Source organism: Bacillus sp. MSP13 (genome assembly GCF_000815295.1).
GTDB lineage: Bacteria > Bacillota > Bacilli > Bacillales > Bacillaceae > Bacillus > Bacillus vallismortis.
Genome location: NZ_JXAQ01000011.1, coordinates 47950 through 66600, shown reverse-complemented (window position 1 = coordinate 66600; position 18651 = coordinate 47950). Strand labels below are relative to the sequence as shown.

At 42.2% G+C, this 18651-nt stretch carries 13 protein-coding genes; 1 reads left to right on the top strand and 12 read right to left on the bottom strand.

Annotated features, from left to right (window positions below; translation table 11 throughout):
• Positions 1-7: 7 nt before the first annotated feature.
• The 9 genes from tuaE to SC79_RS12500 all read right to left on the bottom strand — a co-directional run bounded on the left by tuaE (position 8) and on the right by SC79_RS12500 (position 12785).
• Positions 8-1474, bottom strand: a complete 1467-nt coding sequence (gene tuaE / locus SC79_RS12540) for a teichuronic acid biosynthesis protein TuaE (RefSeq protein WP_039075337.1) — start codon at positions 1472-1474, stop codon at positions 8-10.
• A gap of 84 nt (positions 1475-1558) precedes the next feature.
• Positions 1559-2944 (bottom strand): UDP-glucose 6-dehydrogenase TuaD, encoded by a 1386-nt coding sequence (gene tuaD / locus SC79_RS12535; RefSeq protein ID WP_026014458.1) that lies wholly within the window; start codon positions 2942-2944, stop codon positions 1559-1561.
• Between the two features lie 54 nt (positions 2945-2998).
• Positions 2999-4174 (bottom strand): teichuronic acid biosynthesis protein TuaC, encoded by a 1176-nt coding sequence (gene tuaC / locus SC79_RS12530; protein WP_039075336.1) that lies wholly within the window; start codon positions 4172-4174, stop codon positions 2999-3001.
• Positions 4171-5622, bottom strand: a complete 1452-nt coding sequence (gene tuaB / locus SC79_RS12525) for a teichuronic acid biosynthesis protein TuaB (protein ID WP_039075687.1) — start codon at positions 5620-5622, stop codon at positions 4171-4173. The genes tuaC and tuaB overlap by 4 nt, the downstream gene beginning before the upstream one ends.
• A gap of 55 nt (positions 5623-5677) precedes the next feature.
• Positions 5678-6337: an exopolysaccharide biosynthesis polyprenyl glycosylphosphotransferase gene (locus tag SC79_RS12520; RefSeq protein ID WP_039075335.1), complete on the bottom strand. Its 660-nt coding sequence runs from the start codon at positions 6335-6337 to the stop codon at positions 5678-5680.
• Between the two features lie 234 nt (positions 6338-6571).
• Positions 6572-8479 (bottom strand): glycosyltransferase family 2 protein, encoded by a 1908-nt coding sequence (locus tag SC79_RS12515; RefSeq protein ID WP_039075334.1) that lies wholly within the window; start codon positions 8477-8479, stop codon positions 6572-6574.
• Between the two features lie 225 nt (positions 8480-8704).
• Positions 8705-10192: an N-acetylmuramoyl-L-alanine amidase gene (locus SC79_RS12510; protein ID WP_039075333.1), complete on the bottom strand. Its 1488-nt coding sequence runs from the start codon at positions 10190-10192 to the stop codon at positions 8705-8707.
• 88 nt (positions 10193-10280) lie between these two features.
• Positions 10281-12434, bottom strand: coding sequence for a SpoIID/LytB domain-containing protein (locus tag SC79_RS12505; protein WP_039075332.1), 2154 nt, complete (start codon positions 12432-12434; stop codon positions 10281-10283).
• A 27-nt stretch (positions 12435-12461) separates the two neighbouring features.
• Positions 12462-12785 carry a hypothetical protein gene (locus tag SC79_RS12500; protein ID WP_039075331.1) on the bottom strand — a complete coding sequence of 108 codons (324 nt, stop codon included), beginning with the start codon at positions 12783-12785 and terminating at the stop codon, positions 12462-12464.
• Between the two features lie 211 nt (positions 12786-12996).
• On the opposite strand from SC79_RS12500, the gene tagU reads away from it, so the two are divergent.
• Positions 12997-13917, top strand: a complete 921-nt coding sequence (gene tagU / locus SC79_RS12495; protein WP_039075330.1) for a polyisoprenyl-teichoic acid--peptidoglycan teichoic acid transferase TagU — start codon at positions 12997-12999, stop codon at positions 13915-13917.
• Between the two features lie 39 nt (positions 13918-13956).
• Here tagU and wecB read toward each other — a convergent pair whose 3' ends face one another.
• From wecB to SC79_RS12480, 3 genes are all read right to left on the bottom strand, one after another.
• On the bottom strand, positions 13957-15099 hold the full coding sequence (gene wecB, locus SC79_RS12490) for a non-hydrolyzing UDP-N-acetylglucosamine 2-epimerase (RefSeq protein WP_039075329.1): 1143 nt from the start codon (positions 15097-15099) through the stop codon (positions 13957-13959).
• Between the two features lie 22 nt (positions 15100-15121).
• Positions 15122-17032, bottom strand: coding sequence for a glycosyltransferase (locus SC79_RS12485; RefSeq protein WP_039075328.1), 1911 nt, complete (start codon positions 17030-17032; stop codon positions 15122-15124).
• Positions 17033-17105: 73 nt separating this feature from the next.
• Positions 17106-18626 carry a glycosyltransferase gene (locus SC79_RS12480; RefSeq protein ID WP_039075327.1) on the bottom strand — a complete coding sequence of 507 codons (1521 nt, stop codon included), beginning with the start codon at positions 18624-18626 and terminating at the stop codon, positions 17106-17108.
• Positions 18627-18651 lie beyond the last annotated feature (25 nt).

The following is an 18651-nucleotide window of genomic DNA, read 5'->3' as shown; positions in this document are numbered from 1 at the left end:
GTCTGTTTTATTTGTACACCGGTTCAGGCATCTGTCTAGACCGCCTTAACACATTTACAGCGGCGATGACGAGCGCCAGAAACACCCAATGAAAAAATAAGTTTGAAACAGAACTTGGGCTGATACTGGATGCCAAGAAACTGACCAGAGCGGTAATCAGCCCTTCTGTGATCAGTTTTGACTGCTTTTCTAGTTTTCTTTCATAGAACTTGTAAAGCACCCATATGAGATAGGCATAAACGGCCAGATATCCAAGCATGATAAACAAGCCAAAGTTAGCAAGGATTTCAACGAGCCAGTTGTGCACCTCTGTCACATTGTCAGTATCATATAAAGCATAGTGCTCAAGATAATAGGATACATTCCCTGCCCCGACTCCGAATCCGTATGAGTCAAGGAAAAAGTGCCATGCGTTTTTCAGCAGATTGGCACGGCCCACATTTGAGGGAAGCCTATCATGAAATGAGTGCAGCGTCTGCGGAGCGAGAAAAAGCTCCCAAACCTTTGAATAAATTCGGCTGGCGAATAGAACTGCAAACATGGCAACCCCTGCCGCTGACAGCCATATGGCCATTTTCTTGAGAACAGGCGGCAATACAATAAAAATGTAGACAGCAATGCCAGCAAAAATCCCCAGAAGGCTGGCTCTTGAACCGGTAGCAAAAATTAAATACAGCGCACAGAGCGAGAGCACAACGCCAATCGCCTTAATGTACCCATTTTTAATATTTTTCACCATTGTGGTGTAAAAAAAGAAGCTGATTGATAAAAAGGTCGCAAAGTCGTTTTGGTTAAAAAAGACTGATGTTGGATAATGCTGCTTATATTCCGGTCCGCTGTACAGTGTTGAACTCGGGAGATGATGATGAGTCAAATGATTGTAAAAACCAATAATCATCAGAACCACTGTCATGACAAGCCAAATGGCATAAACCATCATCAGCCGCTCCATTTTTTGCACATACATAACAATGAGGTAAATGAAGAAGATTCCCATAGCCAATAAAGACAAATATTTGATTCCTTCTGTCACCGACTTGGCCCACAGCAGAGAAACAAGGCCGTATATAAACCAAAAGGCGAAAAAGAGCAATATCCCTTTCACTTGCAGTCCGTTCCATCTTTCAATATGTGTTCGATTACGAACCATACCAATCACATGCAAACATCCCGCCGCAATGAGCAAAAGCCTGTAAAGGAACAAACTGAAAAAACCTAGATCAATCGAGTAAAAGGCATTGTTTAAAAAAGTGCAGGCGATCAAACTATAGATGACAGCCATAAAGAGCCGTTCTTTTGTTGTAAATGCGGTTGCAAGCGCTAGAGCAAACAGCCCGATCACCAATACCGCGAGCACGGCAGCCATCTGCATGAAACCTGTATCGGTGCGGATGGCTCCCAGCAATAGGATGATTCCAAATATGGCAGCGGCCAGTAACGCAAGCGTTTGGACCGCTGAACGTTTGATACTCACATGTTTAACCCCTTTCCTGATGTTTCAGGAGCCGGCGGCCGAGCCAAGCAGCCGGCAATTTCAGCCAAGTCACAATTTTTCTTTTTATAAATTGACACTCCCCAAGTCTTTAGCTACTTCCTCAAGCGGCAAGCCCGGAAAATACCTGGCAGAAGGTTCCGTTCCCCGAACAGCGGGACGGCCGATAGAGTGGTAAATGTATCCAGCTGCCTGCATCTCCTCAAGTGAAAATAAATTTCTTCCATCAATGATGATTGGCTGTTTTAAAAGAGTTTTCACTTTTACAAGCTCCATTTCTTTTACTTCCGGCCAATCCGTTAAAACGAGGCAAGCATCCGTGTCCTCAATCGCCTCATACACATCTGTGTAATACTCAGCTTGGTCGCCAAGGATCGCTGAGGCTTCAGGAATCGCAATCGGATCGTATGCCTTTACATGTGCGCCAAGCTGCTGAAGCATCGGGATAATGTCTAAAGCAGGAGCGGATCTCACATCGTTTGTATTCGGTTTGAAAGCCAATCCAAGAACGGAAATGGTTCTTCCTTTGATGCTTCCCATAACAGTTAGAAGTTTATCTACAATATGCACACGCTGCTTTTCGTTCGTTTCAATAACAGCTTCTATGAGCTTAAAAGGATAGCCAGCCGTTTTTGCGATTTGAAGCAATGCGGTTGTATCCTTTGGAAAACAGGAGCCGCCAAACCCAATGCCTGCTTTTAGGAACTTCTTGCCGATACGGCTGTCAAGCCCTACGCCGTCGGCAACTTTTGATACGTCTGCGCCGACTCGCTCACAAATGTTTGCGATATCGTTGATAAAAGAAATCTTTGTCGCCAGAAAAGCATTCGCTGCGTATTTAATCATTTCTGCACTTTCTAAGTTTGTTTTAATGACAGGAGTGCGGAAAGGCTGGTGTAGCTCCTCAATGATAGCAGCCGCTTTATGGCTTGTTGAACCAATCACGGCACGCTCCATATTCATCGTGTCATGAATCGCTGAACCCTCACGAAGGAATTCAGGATTAGATACAACGTCGAATGAGTATCTTCCTTTTGAAGCTTTTTGAACGATAGATTGAACCAGTTTTCCTGTTCCAACAGGGACTGTGCTTTTATTTACGATCACTTTATAGCCGTTAAGGTGCTCGCCGATTGTTTTCGCAGCCGCTTTCACGTACGTTAAATCAGCTTCACCTGTTTTGGACATTGGCGTTCCGACTGCAATATAAATAATGTCAGAGGCCCGAATGGCGGACGGGATATCGTTAGTAAAAGACAGACGCCGATCCAGCACATTTTTCTCGACTAAATCCACAAGCCCTGGCTCATAGATCGGGATTACTCCATTTTTCAGACTTCTGATTTTTGATTCATCGATATCACAGCAAACAACTTTATTGCCGATCTCCGCAAAGCAAGTGCCTGATACGAGTCCTACATAACCAGTTCCAATGACAGCTATTTTTTTCACAGCGCTCATCCCTCTCCTGTAAAATAACTTCCTATTTCTATTGGTCGCAGTTTTCTACAATGAAACCGACGTTTTTATGACCGTCTGATACTGACGATGCAAGGCCTTGGCATTTTTTCCAGCGTCAAATTGAGCCTGCACGATTTCATACAAATCATTTGCTATTTCCGGTTTCCATATTTGCTCCTGTTCGTACAGATCGATTGCTTCCGCCAAAGCTTGAGCAGATTTCGGTTTAATCAGCAGATGCCGATGCTTTCCGAATAACGATGCCGCTCCGCCAACATCCGTACAGATGACAGGAACCCTTAACGCAAGCGCCTCAATCACGACTGTCGGCATCCCCTCACTGTAAGAAGGAAGCACGAACATGTCTGCCGCAAGCAAATAGTCTCTTACCTTGTAGTTTGGCACTTGGCCTGTGACGATATGCCCTTTCTGGGTCAGCATTGATTTTGCAGGACCATCCCCGACAAAAACTGCCTTAGGAGGCTCCTTCAGCAATTCAATGGCGTCTGACAGTTCAAAAATGCCTTTCTCCCTGACGAGCCGGCCGACGTACACGGCCAGACGCTGATCGAGCGGGAGCCCGAGTTTTTTTCTGGCTTCTTCTTTTGTCTGCTCATTTTCCTGAAAGCGGCTGAGCTGTATGCCGATCGGCAAAATCGAGCTGTCAACGCCAGTAAGCTTTTTGGTCTCTTCCTGAAGCTTATGGCTGACAGCTAAAACAGCTGACGCGGAGCCTACAGCACGATGGAAGGCTCTAAACGCCCCTTTGCTGTAATGCGGGTAGACATTCACATCGCTGCCGTGCAAGGTCAGGACATACGGAATTCGCTCTGACTCCGACACAATTGCCGCAGCCCCGCCCGATGGCATGGCAAAATGCGCATGAATCAGATCCGGATGTAAGTCGAACTGTTGCATCGTTTTTAGAACGGATGATGCGATTCTCCCGTGAGGCTGCGCCCACTTCAGCTGGCCGGGAACCGCTCGATAGAAAGGCCGGTAAACCGGTATCCCCTTCCTAATCTCATACTCCGGTCTGGCATCCTTTTTTCGATATGCTTTTTTTAGCATGCGGACAGGCACCGAATGAAAAGGCCTTGGGCATACCACCGTGATATCAAGCCCAAGCTTTTGCAACTCTTGCACCTGTGTCTCATGAAACACACCCTCACCGGGTTTCAGACTGCTCGGATATACGCTTGTGATCCACAAAATCTTCATGACAAACGTCCTTTTCTTAGTAGTTTGCTTTTCGTTTGAGGGTACGCTTTTACCAAAAGAAAGAGATAACACAGCGCCCCGGCCGCCACTGAAATGGCCAGCCGCATTTCTGCCTGCAGACTGAAATGTTCCGCGCTTAGGCTTACACCAAATGCGATGATAGCCATTACGGCTGTGATGAAAAACGGCTTCAAAATCGACTGGAAATAGGCCGCAAGATTAAGCTTGATGACATATGACAGCAGCCAGCGACCGATCAGAAAATTGAATACGCTGATGATGGCGTATACCCATGCGACTGTCAGCAGATTTCCCGTCTGAACGGCTGCAAACAATGACAATCCGTAGAGCATCAGCACTCCAGAATCCCAATAGAATGCTAAATCTGCTCTTCCTTTAGCTAGAAGCACAGATCCATTTGGGTTCATGAGCACTCTAAGTATCCCGACAATGGCCAGCACATTGAGAACCGGAACCGCAGCAAGCCATTTTTCTCCAAAAACGGTTGCAACAAAAGCGTCTGACACAGACACGAGCCCAATTAACAACGGAAACGAAATAAGCGCCAGCATCTTTGTCATATTCAGAAAGCCTTCTCTGATTACGCTGTTTTCATATTTGTTTTTTGCGAAAACAGGGAATGCCACCCGTGTCACAATCGGATTGATCTTCAAAACCGGAATCGTGACAATCTGGTAAGCAAGGTTATAAATCCCCAGCGCCTCCGCACCGATAAACCGGCCGATCAAAATCATATCGAGATTCGCTCCCAGCCTGTTCACAAGTCGGGATGAAAGCTGAAAGGCTCCAAAGGAAAAGAACGCCTTCATTCCCCTCAAGTCAAAAACAAAAGCGGGGCGCCAATTTTTCCGGTAGACGGCCCAATATAAAATTCCTTTACTGGACTGCAGCAGCACTTGAGAAATGACATACGCCAAAATTGCGTCCATCATAAACACCGCAATCGCTAAATATCCAAAGGACAATACATTTGAAAAAATCTCAATTTTGCTTAACGTATTAAAGTGCAGCTGCTTTTGCAGCATATACTGATACTGCTGTCCGATTGGCGCGATCAAAAACATAATCGCTAAAATCCGAATCAGAAACACCAGCTCTTCCCTTTGATAAAATCCCGCAATAAAGGGACTGCTCACATATAAAAGAACAAACAGCAAAGCGCCGGTCATCATATTAAGCCAATATAAAGTTGACAGCTGGCGCTCCGTCGCGTCATCTCTTTGAATTAACGCCGCGCCAAACCCCATATCAAGCACAATCTGAGCGAACACAGTAACCGTTGTGATCATGCCGACGAGTCCAAATTCCGTTAAGGTCATCATATTTCCTAGCAGGGCAAACTGAACAATTTGTATGGCTGTAATGAACATTGTTGAAATACTTGTCCACTTTGCGCCGCTCATGATTTGTTTTGTAATACTTGGCATCATATTCCCTACTTCTTTTTAAGCTCAGATTGATGGTGAATGCAGGCTTTCCATTTTATCTTGCACCATCACCTGTCCACACTACTTTACAAGTTTTTAACATAATTTTTAATTCTAAAGTGAAAGTCAGATTCCGAATATAATATAAATCAAATATCAGTTTTTCCTTCGGCGTCATATCGTAACCGCCGTTCACCTGAGCCCAGCCGCTCAATCCCGGTTTAACAGCCAAACGCTGTGTAAAACCTGGAATCTCATTCTGGAATTTTTCCGTAAACACAGGACGTTCCGGACGAGGGCCTATCATACTCATATCACCTTTCAGCACATTAAATAGCTGAGGAAGCTCGTCAATTCTCGTTCTTCTGATAAAAGCTCCGATCCTTGTCACCCGCGGATCTTGCTTCTGAGCCCAAACAGCCCCAGACTTCTCAGCATCTATTTTCATGGAACGAAGCTTATAAAGCTTAAATCGTTTCCCGCCTTTCCCTACACGTTCCTGCATATAAATGGCAGGCCCCGGCGTCTCCAAACAAATCAGTATTGAAAATACCGCAATCATTGGCAGCGCAATCGCCAATCCAATGAGCGCAAACCAAATATCCATTACGCGCTTAAACGCCAAATAACGAGCCGTCTTTTCAGATAATGTAAAAGAATGTATTTGCTGAACTGAGAATTCACGGCTCACATTCATGCTTTTCTCTGCACTCACTGACACACACCTCACGATTTGTTTGGGATGTTATGATGACCTATGCCAGTCAGTTTAGCAGACAGATGTTAATTGGATGTAAATGGTATGTTAAGAAGTGTGAATTTGTTATTTTTTCTGACATTTAACCGTAAACTTTTTATTGTTTTAGACACTTTTTTTAAAAATTAAGCATATTGTATAAAAAAAGAGACAAACCATTTTCCAGATTTGTCTCTTTACTCTGCGAAGCATTTAATATTGAAAGTAAAATTTTGATTTAGAGGTTAACAGCTTGTATTGAACCTCCACTGTTTTACGAAAGACTAACATTGATTTCCGTTCCACGCTCTTCGTATCGAGGATAATGACTTGATTATCCTCTTTTGCACTGATTTTATTTTGAGAAGTATTTATCGCAAATTCAATTAATCGATGTTCTTTCTGGACATGGGCCAGCTGCTCCAGCAAACTCTGCACATTTACCGTCAATTTCGTACAATCAGGCTCTAAATCAATACGTTTTACCGGCAATGAAATTTCAGCCTGGGCGGTATTGACGATAATTTTCGAATGATTTGGCAAACAGATTTGCTTATCTTTAAAAAGGAATGATAAATCTTTTGATTCTGTTTCGTAAGAAAGTTCAGCTTCTGTATAAGCATGTTTCTTGATATCAACCGAAAGATTATCATAGTTCATGGTGAAGTATGGTCTGGCGCTGTACACAAATAAAGAATTATGTCCTAAATACATTGTTTTGGTTGAATATTTGTACGGCACCCGTTTGTTTCCGATTCTTCCCCTTAGTTTGTAGCCGTCTATAGATGATTCAATAAAGAAATCCCAAACGCCTAAGTCTTCTTCAGCAGATGCTAATTCATCAAACGCACACTCAAAGGTAAACGTTGAGTTTTCAAATGAAACTGGAGAAAAATATTTTTCTGCTTTTGTACTGCGATGAACAAACACTCCTGTAAGCGTTTGGTTATTATTTGTTTCTTCATCTGCCAATGTGTGTCTCATCGTTCCCTCAATGCTGAGGCTGTGATCGTTGAATTCAATATTTTTCAGATAATGTTCTAGCTTGTTTTTATCATTTACCTTTAACAGTTCTTCAGAAATGGAATAACCCTCTAAGCTCGGATAACGCGCAATGAAATTCCCGTTATGCACAGTACAGTACTTTTTAATATCCTGTTCCTCTCGTTCGTACTGGGTTAATCCTTGCAAATCGTTATTCCGAATAAACAGCAGCCTTAATTTGATATGCGAAAGCACGAATTGATCCACCTCGTCAGGCACTGTTCGTATAAATGATGCCAGATAGTGAAACCATTCTGCTCTTTCTTCGTCTTTTTTCAATTTAATTGTGACATTTCTGGTCCTTGAAAAATCAAAATGCCTATTTAAAAATACCGCCATCAGCTTCATTTTTCTGTCTTCTTCAAGGTCACTGGCTTTGATTGCGTGAATAATATCTTCCATCGCTTCATAAAAATTATCTGGAGAGACATAAGCGCCGCTCATATGATCTCCGTCTCGTTTGACCGCATAGTAATAATCGTAGTCAGCTAAAACAGATATCTTCTTTGCTTTCAAATATGCCTTCATCGTAAAGACCTGATCCTCTGCCGCCTTTATATGAGTAGGAAACGTTAACTGATTCTCTTTTAAAAGTGAATTCCTATACAATTTTGTAGGTCCCAGACTAAAGATAATTCTGGAGTTTACAAGATCCACATCAGCGTTTGTTTCGTTAAACATTGATTTTGGAACGCCTCTGCCGTTAACCCCTTTTAATTTACCTAAAGTAATATCCGATTGATTCTCTTTTGAGAAATTATACCACCTCAATAATGCTTCATTTCCCAGATAATCATCGGAATCCACAAATAGAATGTATTCACCCTTGGCGATTTTTATCCCATCATTGCGGGGTGCGCCTGGACCGCCTGAATTTTCCGTTCTTTCAATAACAACAATATTTTCATACTTCTTTTTATATTGCTTCAAAATGTCTAAAGATGAATCCGCAGATTTATCATCGACACATATAATCTCATAATCGTCTATTGGCATCGTTTGATTAACTAAGCTGTCAAGACATTCGGAAATAAGATCTTCTGAATTATATACAGGGATAACAATGCTTATCTTCATCGATTACCTCACTACCATAATGGTTGGGTTATATTTTTTGCCTGATCATTATACCAAAAAACATCTGTCAATAAAAATAGGGCTTAGCTTAAATTTTGTTAAACTTTTACATAGCATCTATACTTTAAAATTTTTATCATTTTATCGTATAAAAAACTTGCCGGCAACTCCTGATGGGTTCTGCCGGCAAGCTGTATGAATGTATAAAACTGCGAATCATTTTTCCTAATAATATCCGATAATTCCTTCATATATCGCTTGAGCTGCTTTTTCCTGGTACAAAGCACTTTTCAACTTACTTGCATCGTTCACATTTGAAATAAATGCTAATTCCACTAAACTGCTCGGCATCGTTGATTCCCTAATCACATGAAAATTACCGATTTTCACGCCGCGGTTTTGAGTATTGAGCGCTTTGTAGAGCCTGTTTTGGATCTCGGTCGCGAGACGTTTGCTGTTTGCTGACTCATACTTTGTATAATAGAATGTTTCGGTACCGGTTGCAGAAGAGATTGCTGAGTTGGCATGAATACTTACAAACAGATTTGCACGATTGCTTTTTGCTTTAGCAACCCGCTCAGAAAGCTCTAAGAAGAAATCTGTAGATCTAGCCATAACCGGAACAGCCCCGCCCTTAGACAGTTTGCTGTTTACAAGCTTTGCTACGGCAAGGTTCACGTCTTTCTCCTTTAAGCCATTACCGACCGCTCCGCTGTCGTATCCACCGTGTCCGGCGTCCACAAATATCTTTTTGCCTACAATGACATTTTTCAGCTGGTTCGTGACATTGCCTGTAACTGAAATGGTACCTCCAAGTACAGTGAATGTGTTCTTGCTATTAGATCCGATCACTGTTTTTGTGGCAGTCGGCAGTGAACGGGCATCTGTAAACAGCATTGGACGATTTTGCTTAGCCGCCAGCACAGAACCGGCTAAAGCATCGGCATATTTATAGCCATTGCTGACAAATGCGGCCTTTGATGAAGAATAGTACTTCTTCGCTATGTTCGCAGCCACTTCAAAACGGCTGTTTCCGCCGATTCTTGTTGGTGAAGGCAGCTGGCTGTAAACACTTTTAGACACACTGATTGCTCCTCCGACCACGATCGTCGATCTTGTTCCTTTTCCGCTCATCGCATTTTTTGTCGGTGTTGGAATTGAGCTTGCCGTTGTTAACAGAATCGGAATACCATTGCGAGCGGCATAAGAACCGATCGCCAGACTGTCAGCATATGCCGTTCCATTTGCGATGACCGCTCTTGAATTTGAAGACAATTTTTTTGAAATATTTTGGGCAACTTCGTAGCGGCTTCTTCCGCCGATCCGTTCCACAGTGGAAACACCCAATTTTTTAATGTCACTTACAACGTTGTTGGAAACACTGATCGTTCCGCCAATGACGATGACCTTGCTCGGTTTGAGCTGGCTGATTCTGTTTTTGGTCGGTGTTGTCAGCTTGGATGATTCCGTCAATAGAATTGGAGCATTGTATTTATAAGCCAGAGGAGCGGCAGTTAATACGTCGGCATATGCTGTTCCGTTCGCCACAATAACTGTGCTCGCACTGCTCCAGCCTTGTTTTGACACATTCACAGCAACCTCATATCTGCTTGCTCCATCCAGCCTTGTGACAGAGTTGGCTGCAAAAGCATTTGGTACAAACAACACGACTCCCAATATCAAGATTGGTAAGCTTTTAAGAAAGATCCGCAAAGATAGTCCCTCCAAAGATTGATAATGATTCATAAATCAAATAACGAACGAAGGAGGCATATCGCCCCCTTGAACTTCTATCAATCTTTTAGTAGGTTGATAGAGTCGTTCCCGGATAGTAAAAACTTAAAATTGTTGTATACGATTGTCCTGCAGCCGCTCTTGCATTCGCTCCATATTGGCTCATGCCTATGCCGTGTCCATATCCCTTACCGCTAATAAGAAAGGCATTCGTATTGCTTGAGACAGAAGCGTATGTACTCTTCATATTTGAAGCGCCAAGCATCGTTCTCAGCTGTGTCGCAGGTACAGAAATTGTTGCTGTTTTTTCACTCAGGCTGCCATTTGAAAGAATGTAGCCATTTGATTTTTCTTTCACGAAATAAGAGAATGTCACACTTGCTGTTTCCGGCCGCTGACCGGCAGTTTTTGCCGTACTGAATGTCACACTGGATATTTTCGTGATTTTAATAGACTCGGCATTGCTGTATTTGTTTTTGATAAACCAGCTTTTCAAGCCGCTCAAATACGCGGAGTTGATTTCATTTTTAGTGCCCCACCAAGATCCCGGACTTTTAAGATTCAAGCTGCTTTTATCAAGCTGGGTTTTATTTAATGACAGAGACCAGCTTCTCTGCGGGTCATAGGAGTCTTTTTTGGCGATTAAATAAGGAAGCTGGCTGCTCCACACCTCACCGCTTGCTTCTGTGTACCCGCCGTTACTTGATGAATACGTAGCTGAAATCAAATTGCCGTTGTATTTCAATACTTTTCCTTTTGTAGCTTCAACAACCTCTGACGTTCTCGAATTCCAGTCATATCCGCCATATACCTGAAAAGCGGTGGTGTCTTGTACTTCTTTTCCGGCCGATCTGATGGAATAGGTACGGGCAGCGACAGCTTGAGCTTTAAGTGCTTCTTTTTGCCAGCTAGCCGGCATCTCATGAGGTACAACACCCTTTAAATAATCTTCGAAAGGAATATTCACATTGATCGGACGAACATATTTGCCTGACTCGATCGTGAATTTCATATTTCCAAGATACGGCTTTCCATTCAGACTGATGGAATTTGTCGTTGCATATTTTTTAGGTTTTGCTGTGAAAGAAGTTCCAAGCGTCTTGATAGCAGTGCTGTTTTTATAAAGTACCAGGTTTCCGCCTGATAGCTTAACTGAATATCCAGATCCTGAAAACGTATCCGCCAGTTTATTTTTTAGCGTATCACTCACAGAGATGTTTCCCCCAAGGAGTGCAAATGACTGAGTTCCTTTTGACGCCACCACATCAGCGACTGGTGACGGGAGGCTGCCGGATTCAACCAACAGTAAAGGGCTGCCCTGCTTCGCTGCAAGTACTGATCCCGTTAAAGCATCCGCAAAGGTTTTACCGTTTGACATGAAGACCTTTGTCGCTTTCATATTTAATTCTTTTACGATATTGGCAGATACTTGATAGCGGGAAACCCCGCCAATTCGTTTAACAGCCGCCTGTTTTTTTAATGTGCTTTCAACGCCAGTGCTGACACTCAACGGACCGCCGACAATTGTTACTTTACTTGGAATTTTGTAATCACTGCGGATGTTATTGTCTCCCGCAAGTAAAATCGGATAACCGTTCATTGCAGCATATGGCGCGATTGACAAGGCATCTGTAAAGACCATGCCTGTAGCCACTACTGCCTGGCTGTAATTCCCCATTCGATCGGCTATGTTTTTGGAAACCTCGTAACGGGTTGCTCCGCCAATCCGATCGATAGAACCATATTTTCTCAATGTATTTTCTACATTTTTAGAAACACTGATTGTCCCGCCAATGATGAGAATGTTGTCAGGATTTAGTTTTGCTATTTCACTTTCTGTTTTGGGTGTTAGCGAACCTGCGTCTGTTAATAAAATCGGCGCGTCGTATTTTTTGGCAAGCGGTGTTGCTGAGAGCGCATCGGCAAAAGCGTCTCGATTCACAATGACCACAGTCGTTGGATTTGTCCAGCCGGCTGACGCTACATGATTGGCAACGTCAAAACGGGTAGCTCCCCCGTATCGCTCTGTATCCGCAATTCTTGAGCCGGGAATTTCATAACCGCCATTGATATCGACATTCAAGCTTGATTTGTTGCCTACATAATTACTCAGCTTCACCGAGATAGTCTTATCAGCGGCTTTCGCAGACTGCATAAACGCCGGGCATGCAAAAGCCGCCGCAGTGACTGACGTAAGAAGCAAGAGCTTCACTTTTTTCAAAACATAGAACCCCCTAAGAAGTTTTTATTACTTCGTCTCAAGATTCTTTAGCGTTAAGACGCCATTTGAATCTTTTGTGTATTCGACAACCACTTTTTGTCCTTCTGACATGCTGTTCATTTTGTCCTGAAGGTCTGAACCAACCTGAAGCATTGTTTCTTTACCATCAATATTGACTGCAATCGTATGGCTGTCCGCCAAACCGGCAAACGTGCCTTCCTTCGTTACAGTTTCTTCAGCAGCCGCATCCTGGCTATCTGAATTTGTTTCTGAACCTGAAGAGTTCTCAGCTGTGCCACAAGCAGATAATAGAAGCAGCATTGAGAACATTAAAATAGCTAGTTTTTTCATTCCTATATCACCTCTCCTGTTTTTATCGACAATTTTAAGCTTATTTTAAGATATCTTTCGAAACAACGAAAAGTTTTTGCGGATTTTCTTAAAATACCGAAACATTTGTTACAAGCAGCCGTCTATTGTAAAGAACTAGACAAATTTTAGTTGTTTTCAAATATTAAGAAACTTATAATCATACTAGATGACAAAAAAGCGAGGACTTTATATGAGAGCTGAAAAAAGAAAGAAAAAAAGAAAGGCATTACTTGTCATTATAGCCATTGTGGCTGTTTTGGTGCTCGGAACAGGCGGCTATGCTTACTACTTATGGCATAAAGCTGCTTCAACTGTGGCAAGTATTCACGAGAGTATTGATAAATCGAAAAAAAGGGATAAAGAGGTCAACATCAATAAAAAAGATCCGTTTTCTGTCTTAATTATGGGTGTGGATGAACGCGACGGAGATGTGGGCCGTGCCGATACGCTCATTTATATGACTGTTAACCCAAAAACGAATACAACTGACATGGTCAGCATTCCGCGTGACACATATACAAAAATAATTGGAAAAGGCAAAATGGATAAAATCAACCATTCATACGCATACGGCGGTACGCAGATGACAGTGGATACGGTTGAAAACTTCCTCGATGTTCCGGTAGATTATTTCGTGAAAGTGAACATGGAAAGCTTTAGAGACGTTGTTGATACACTTGGAGGCATTACAGTTAACAGCACATTCGCGTTCAGCTATGACGGTTATTCATTCGGAAAAGGCGAAATCACGCTAAACGGCAAAGAGGCGCTCGCCTATAGCCGGATGAGAAAAGAAGATCCAAGAGGCGATTTTGGCCGTCAGGACCGCCAGCGCCAAGTCATCCAAGGAATCATTAATAAAGGCGCGAATATCTCTTCCATTACGAAATTTGGAGATATGTTCAAAGTCGTTGAAGATAATGTGAAAACGAACTTGACCTTTGATGACATGTGGGATATCCAGTCCGACTACAAGGGCGCGCGCAAAAATATTAAGCAGCACGAACTGAAAGGCGACGGCACAAAAATCAACGGCATCTACTACTACCAAGCTGATGAAACCGCCCTTTCCAATATCACAAAAGAGCTGAAGGAAAATCTGGATAGCTAAAACAAAAAGAAGCTTTGCACAGTGTGCAAAGCTTCTTTTTTATTTGCCTGCAAATGAATCAGGCTGCTCTTTCCGGTATCCGTAATAAAATAGCAATTCCTCCACAATCCGGCGGGAAGCCTCTCCATCTCCGTATGGATTAGAAGCGTAGGACATTTTCTTGTATTCGTCCTCATCAGTTAACAGCTGTTTTGCCAGCTTATAAATGGTTTCCTCATCCGTTCCCGCTAGTTTCAGCGTACCTGCTTCTACTCCTTCTGGCCGTTCCGTCGTATCGCGCAGCACAAGCACTGGTTTTCCCAGAGATGGCGCTTCCTCCTGCACGCCGCCCGAATCTGTCAAAATAAAATTCGATTTTGCCGCAAAGTTATGGAAATCAATAACTTCCAAAGGTTCAATCAGGTGCACCCTGTCAGAATCTCCAAAATGCTTCTGGGCGGCTTCCCGGACAACAGGATTCAGATGCACAGGGTAAACGACCTGTACATCGTTACATTCCTCAACAATTCTGCGGATGGCCTTGAACATGTTTTCCATTGGCTCACCCAGATTTTCCCGCCGATGCGCGGTCAGCAGAATCATTTTATCCTCGCCCACCTGATCGAGGACAGGATGCGAATAGCCGTCCCTCACCGTCGTGCGAAGTGCGTCAATCGCTGTATTTCCTGTCACAAAAATAGAATCAGCCATTTTATTTTCTTTTAATAAATTTTCTTTTGCCTGGCCTGTCGGGGCAAAATGCAAATCAGCAATCGCTCCTGTCATCTGGCGGTTGAGCTCTTCCGGAAACGGTGAATACTTATTGCCCGTACGGAGCCCGGCCTCCACATGGCCGACAGCGATTTGATGATAAAAGGCGGCAAGGCTTCCGGCAAAGGTCGTCGTCGTATCACCATGGACAAGCACAATATCAGGCTTGATGTCTTTGAACAATTCATCCAATTTCACAAGCGCGTTGGACGTAATCTCTGCCAGCGTCTGCCGCTCCTTCATGATATTCAAATCGAAATCAGGCTTGATGTGAAACGCATCTAACACCTGATCGAGCATCTGTCTGTGCTGCGCAGTCACCGTCACATAGGAGTCTATTTCAGGATATTTTTTCAATTCAAGCACAAGCGGTGCCATCTTGATCGCTTCAGGCCTGGTCCCGAAGACGGTCATGACTTTTAGTTTTTTCATATTTGTCACCTGGTTTCTTTGTTTAACGGGCTGTCAGATAAAATGTTGACTTGTCTGATTGTATATATAGGTCTACTTTCTTCTTTATTTTAAAGCACCATAGCTTTTTTTCAATATTTTTACTGCAAAAGTATACGCTGACATCCTTTTTTGGAACCAATGCCGTCTTATATGAATTGATAGATAAGGCGATATTGGTGTTTTGTAAATGAGCAGGGGCAAATTTTTGTTCCACAAGATTTCGGTCAATCTGGATCACTGTCTCTTCAGCGGAACTGATTTGTTTATTGATTGGGATTAAAAACTCTTGGTTTTTAAATTCCAGCAGCAATAAAGAACGCTTCGGGAAAAACAATTGGCTTCCAGGAAATACAAACATTAAATCCTCATCAGACTCACTCGTTCTGATTTCGACTTTCAAATCTTCCTGTTCCCTGATATCGACTGACAGATTATCATATGGTTTTGTAAAATAAGGCCTTGCGCTAAAAGCATATTTTCCGTTATTCCCAATATATTTAGCATGCTTTGGGTAGGGATACTTTTCTCTGCTGTTGCCAATTCGGGCGCGCTTTGTGTATCCGTTAATCTCTGATTCAATAAAGAAGTCCCAAACACCAATATCTCCTTCATGAATAGCCAAATCAGTAAACTTCGTGAGAAATTCAAATTCTCCGCCATTGGCATACACCGGGGAAATGACCTTTTCAGTTTTTCTCTCACGGTGCACCCAGATGCCAGATAACATTTGCAACTCTTGATGCTCTGGCTGTAATGCCGAGTGTGTAACCTTTCCTTTTAATAAAAAGGTGTTATTCTTCATTTGAAATTCGCTCACGTAATGACTGATTTTGTTTCTGTCATCAACGATTCGTTCGTTCTCTGTTAAATGATACGGCATAAGGCTTGGATAGTTTGCTATGATATGACCATTTTGAACAGACGTAAATTGCGTCATATTTTCTTTATCAGCTTCAAACTGCTTCAAGCCATTTAAGTCATTATGACGTACAAAGTATAATTTTAACCGTGTATGAGAATGAACAAGCTTATCAATTTCCCGCGGGATATTTTGGCCAATAAAATCGTGCAGCTCTTTCATCCATGTTTGCTGTTCCTGCTCATCCTCGATTGTGAAGGTAAAGTCCGTTGTTCTGGAAAAGTCAAAATGGCGATTTAAAAACTTTGCCATAAACTTCTTTTTCCTTGTAGGCGATAGACGGCTCTCACTGATCATATCTATAATAACCTTCATTGCGCCATAGTAGCTTTGAGGCGCCACATATGCAAATGTCATATGCACGCCGTCATGCTGTACAGCGTAGTAATAATCATAGTCGGCCAAGACAGAAATTTTGTTCGCTTCTAAATAAGCTTTCATGACAAACACCTGATCCTCAGTCGCTTGTATGTTAGAGGGAAAATAGATGTCATGATTTCTAAGCAGGGAAACTTTAAAAAGCTTTGTCGGGCCAATGGAGTAGACAAGCGGTGATGTAACAAGATCCGCCTCAGCTTTTGTTTCCTTAAAAATAGCTTGCGGGACTGATCTGCCGTTCACACCGACCATTTTTCCTAGCACAATGTCAGAATCATGCTGTTTGGCAAATTGATACATTCTCTCAAATGATTCAATACCAAGATAATCATCGGAATCAATGAAAAAGATGTATTCTCCGTTGGCTGCGCGTATCGCTTGGTTTCTTGGTTCGCCCGGCCCTCCCGAGTTTTCTTTTCGTTCTATAACCGTTATATGAGAATACTGTTCACTGTATTTTTTCAAAATTGAAACCGTGCCATCCTGAGAACAATCATCTACACAAATAATTTCGCACTCATTATTCGGCATCGTTTGTTGAACCAGACTATCCAGGCAGCGGGAGATAAACTGTTCTGAGTTGTATGTGGGTACTGCTGCAGTAATTTTCAACATGACACCTCTATCCTTATCCGCTTCTATTTCTTCACAAAAGCTCATATAATGAACAAACATGGTATAAAATGCACTATTTCGTCATTTCAAATACTTTTTCCCATCTTTCAAACAACCGGTCTTCACTATATTCTGTATCCATTAAGTTCTTTGCGTTTTTTCCATATTGAATGGCTTTATCAGGGTTGTCGTACATATAAATGATGCTTTCAGCAAGCATTTCAATATGATCAGCCTCTACAAGCATGCCCGTTTCGTGTTCTTTTATGAGCTCTCTTGGGCTATATTTCACATCAAAACTGATCACCGGGGTTGCGCAAGAAAACGATTCACAAATGGCAAGACTGAAACCCTCAAATTTAGATGTCAATAAAGTGGCAAGCGCCTGCTGATAAAATGGGGCAGGATTTGCGATATAACCTTTTAAATGCACATTATCCAGCTTAAGATCATTGATCGATTGCTGATATTCCTCGTGGCCCGGACCGCTGCCATAAATATGAAGGACAATTCCAGGACGCGATTTTTTTACAATTCCCATTGCTTTTATCACCTTATCGATCCCTTTTTCCTCATGATATCTGGCCACCATGACAAATTCGTTTTTCTTCTTTTCATACGTTTTTAGCTTCTCAAGCCTTCTTGGAGCATGGGGAATCACAAAAATATTATGGTTCGATTCAAAATCCTTCATAATATCTTCTTTTTGTTCATTCGTTAAGACGATCAGACCGTCATAATCTTTAATATGCTCCATCACATATTGATGATTTTTCCGAACTTTGCTGCCTAGTGTGTGTGGATAATCTAAATGATTTGAATGAACACAGTAATATCGTTTTGCCAATCCTTGACGCATTTCATTTACTTTTGAAGCACTTCCGACACCATCACAGATGATAATCGGGTCTTTTTCTTTTTCACATAGCTTCTCAAGCCAATGAGTATGAAACTTGTGCCTGCTTTTGAAAAAGACAGCTTCTTTTTTTTCTCGTTCAAACACCATAACTCCTTGGCTGGCTCCCGTATGAAAATGCTGCCATTCCGTTAAATAACAAAAACCGTCTGGTGCTGTGTAGTGAATTTGATTGATTTTTCCGCTTCTTGTATCAAATAACACCGTTTTATTTACATAAGCGCCATGAAAGAATTCACGCTTTGTTATTTGCATATTTTCATTGAAATGATCTACATATAAAAGGTTATTCGATTCATCCCACTTTTTCTTTTTGATATATAAACCATTTCTGAAATATTCCGTCTCTAACTTTTCCTCATTGTGATAAACAGCATAGGGTTCTTCAAAGCGAATACAATTTTGTTCATAATAGCTTTGTTGTTTATCCCCGATTTTTATATGTTTATGCTGATTTTTATAGTCGTCATAAATATTAAGGATATTAACATCAGCATGGAGTCTTCCAGCGTTCTTCAGCACTTTCTCAATTTGATCGTAATTCTCTTTATAATCAAGCGTGACCAAATCGATTTTATGGCCGCGCTCCGCAAATGTAAAAGATCTTGACATCATAGAACTTGTAATGCCGCCTTTTTCAATGTCTATTTCATATATTAGTGAAAAGATCCTTCTCATTTTCAAGCTCCTTCTTCTGGTAAAG

Excerpts from the sequence above, each read along its gene's own strand:
- tuaB (WP_039075687.1), bottom strand. The coding sequence starts at position 5,622 with ATGCCAAGTATTACAAAACAAATCATGAGCGGCGCAAAGTGGACAAGT.
- SC79_RS12500 (WP_039075331.1), bottom strand. The coding sequence starts at position 12,785 with ATGAAAAAACTAGCTATTTTAATGTTCTCAATGCTGCTTCTATTATCT.
- SC79_RS12515 (WP_039075334.1), bottom strand. The coding sequence starts at position 8,479 with ATGAAGATAAGCATTGTTATCCCTGTATATAATTCAGAAGATCTTATT.
- SC79_RS12480 (WP_039075327.1), bottom strand. The coding sequence starts at position 18,626 with ATGAGAAGGATCTTTTCACTAATATATGAAATAGACATTGAAAAAGGC.
- tagU (WP_039075330.1), top strand. The coding sequence starts at position 12,997 with ATGAGAGCTGAAAAAAGAAAGAAAAAAAGAAAGGCATTACTTGTCATT.
- tuaC (WP_039075336.1), bottom strand. The coding sequence starts at position 4,174 with ATGAAGATTTTGTGGATCACAAGCGTATATCCGAGCAGTCTGAAACCC.
- wecB (WP_039075329.1), bottom strand. The coding sequence starts at position 15,099 with ATGAAAAAACTAAAAGTCATGACCGTCTTCGGGACCAGGCCTGAAGCG.
- SC79_RS12485 (WP_039075328.1), bottom strand. The coding sequence starts at position 17,032 with ATGTTGAAAATTACTGCAGCAGTACCCACATACAACTCAGAACAGTTT.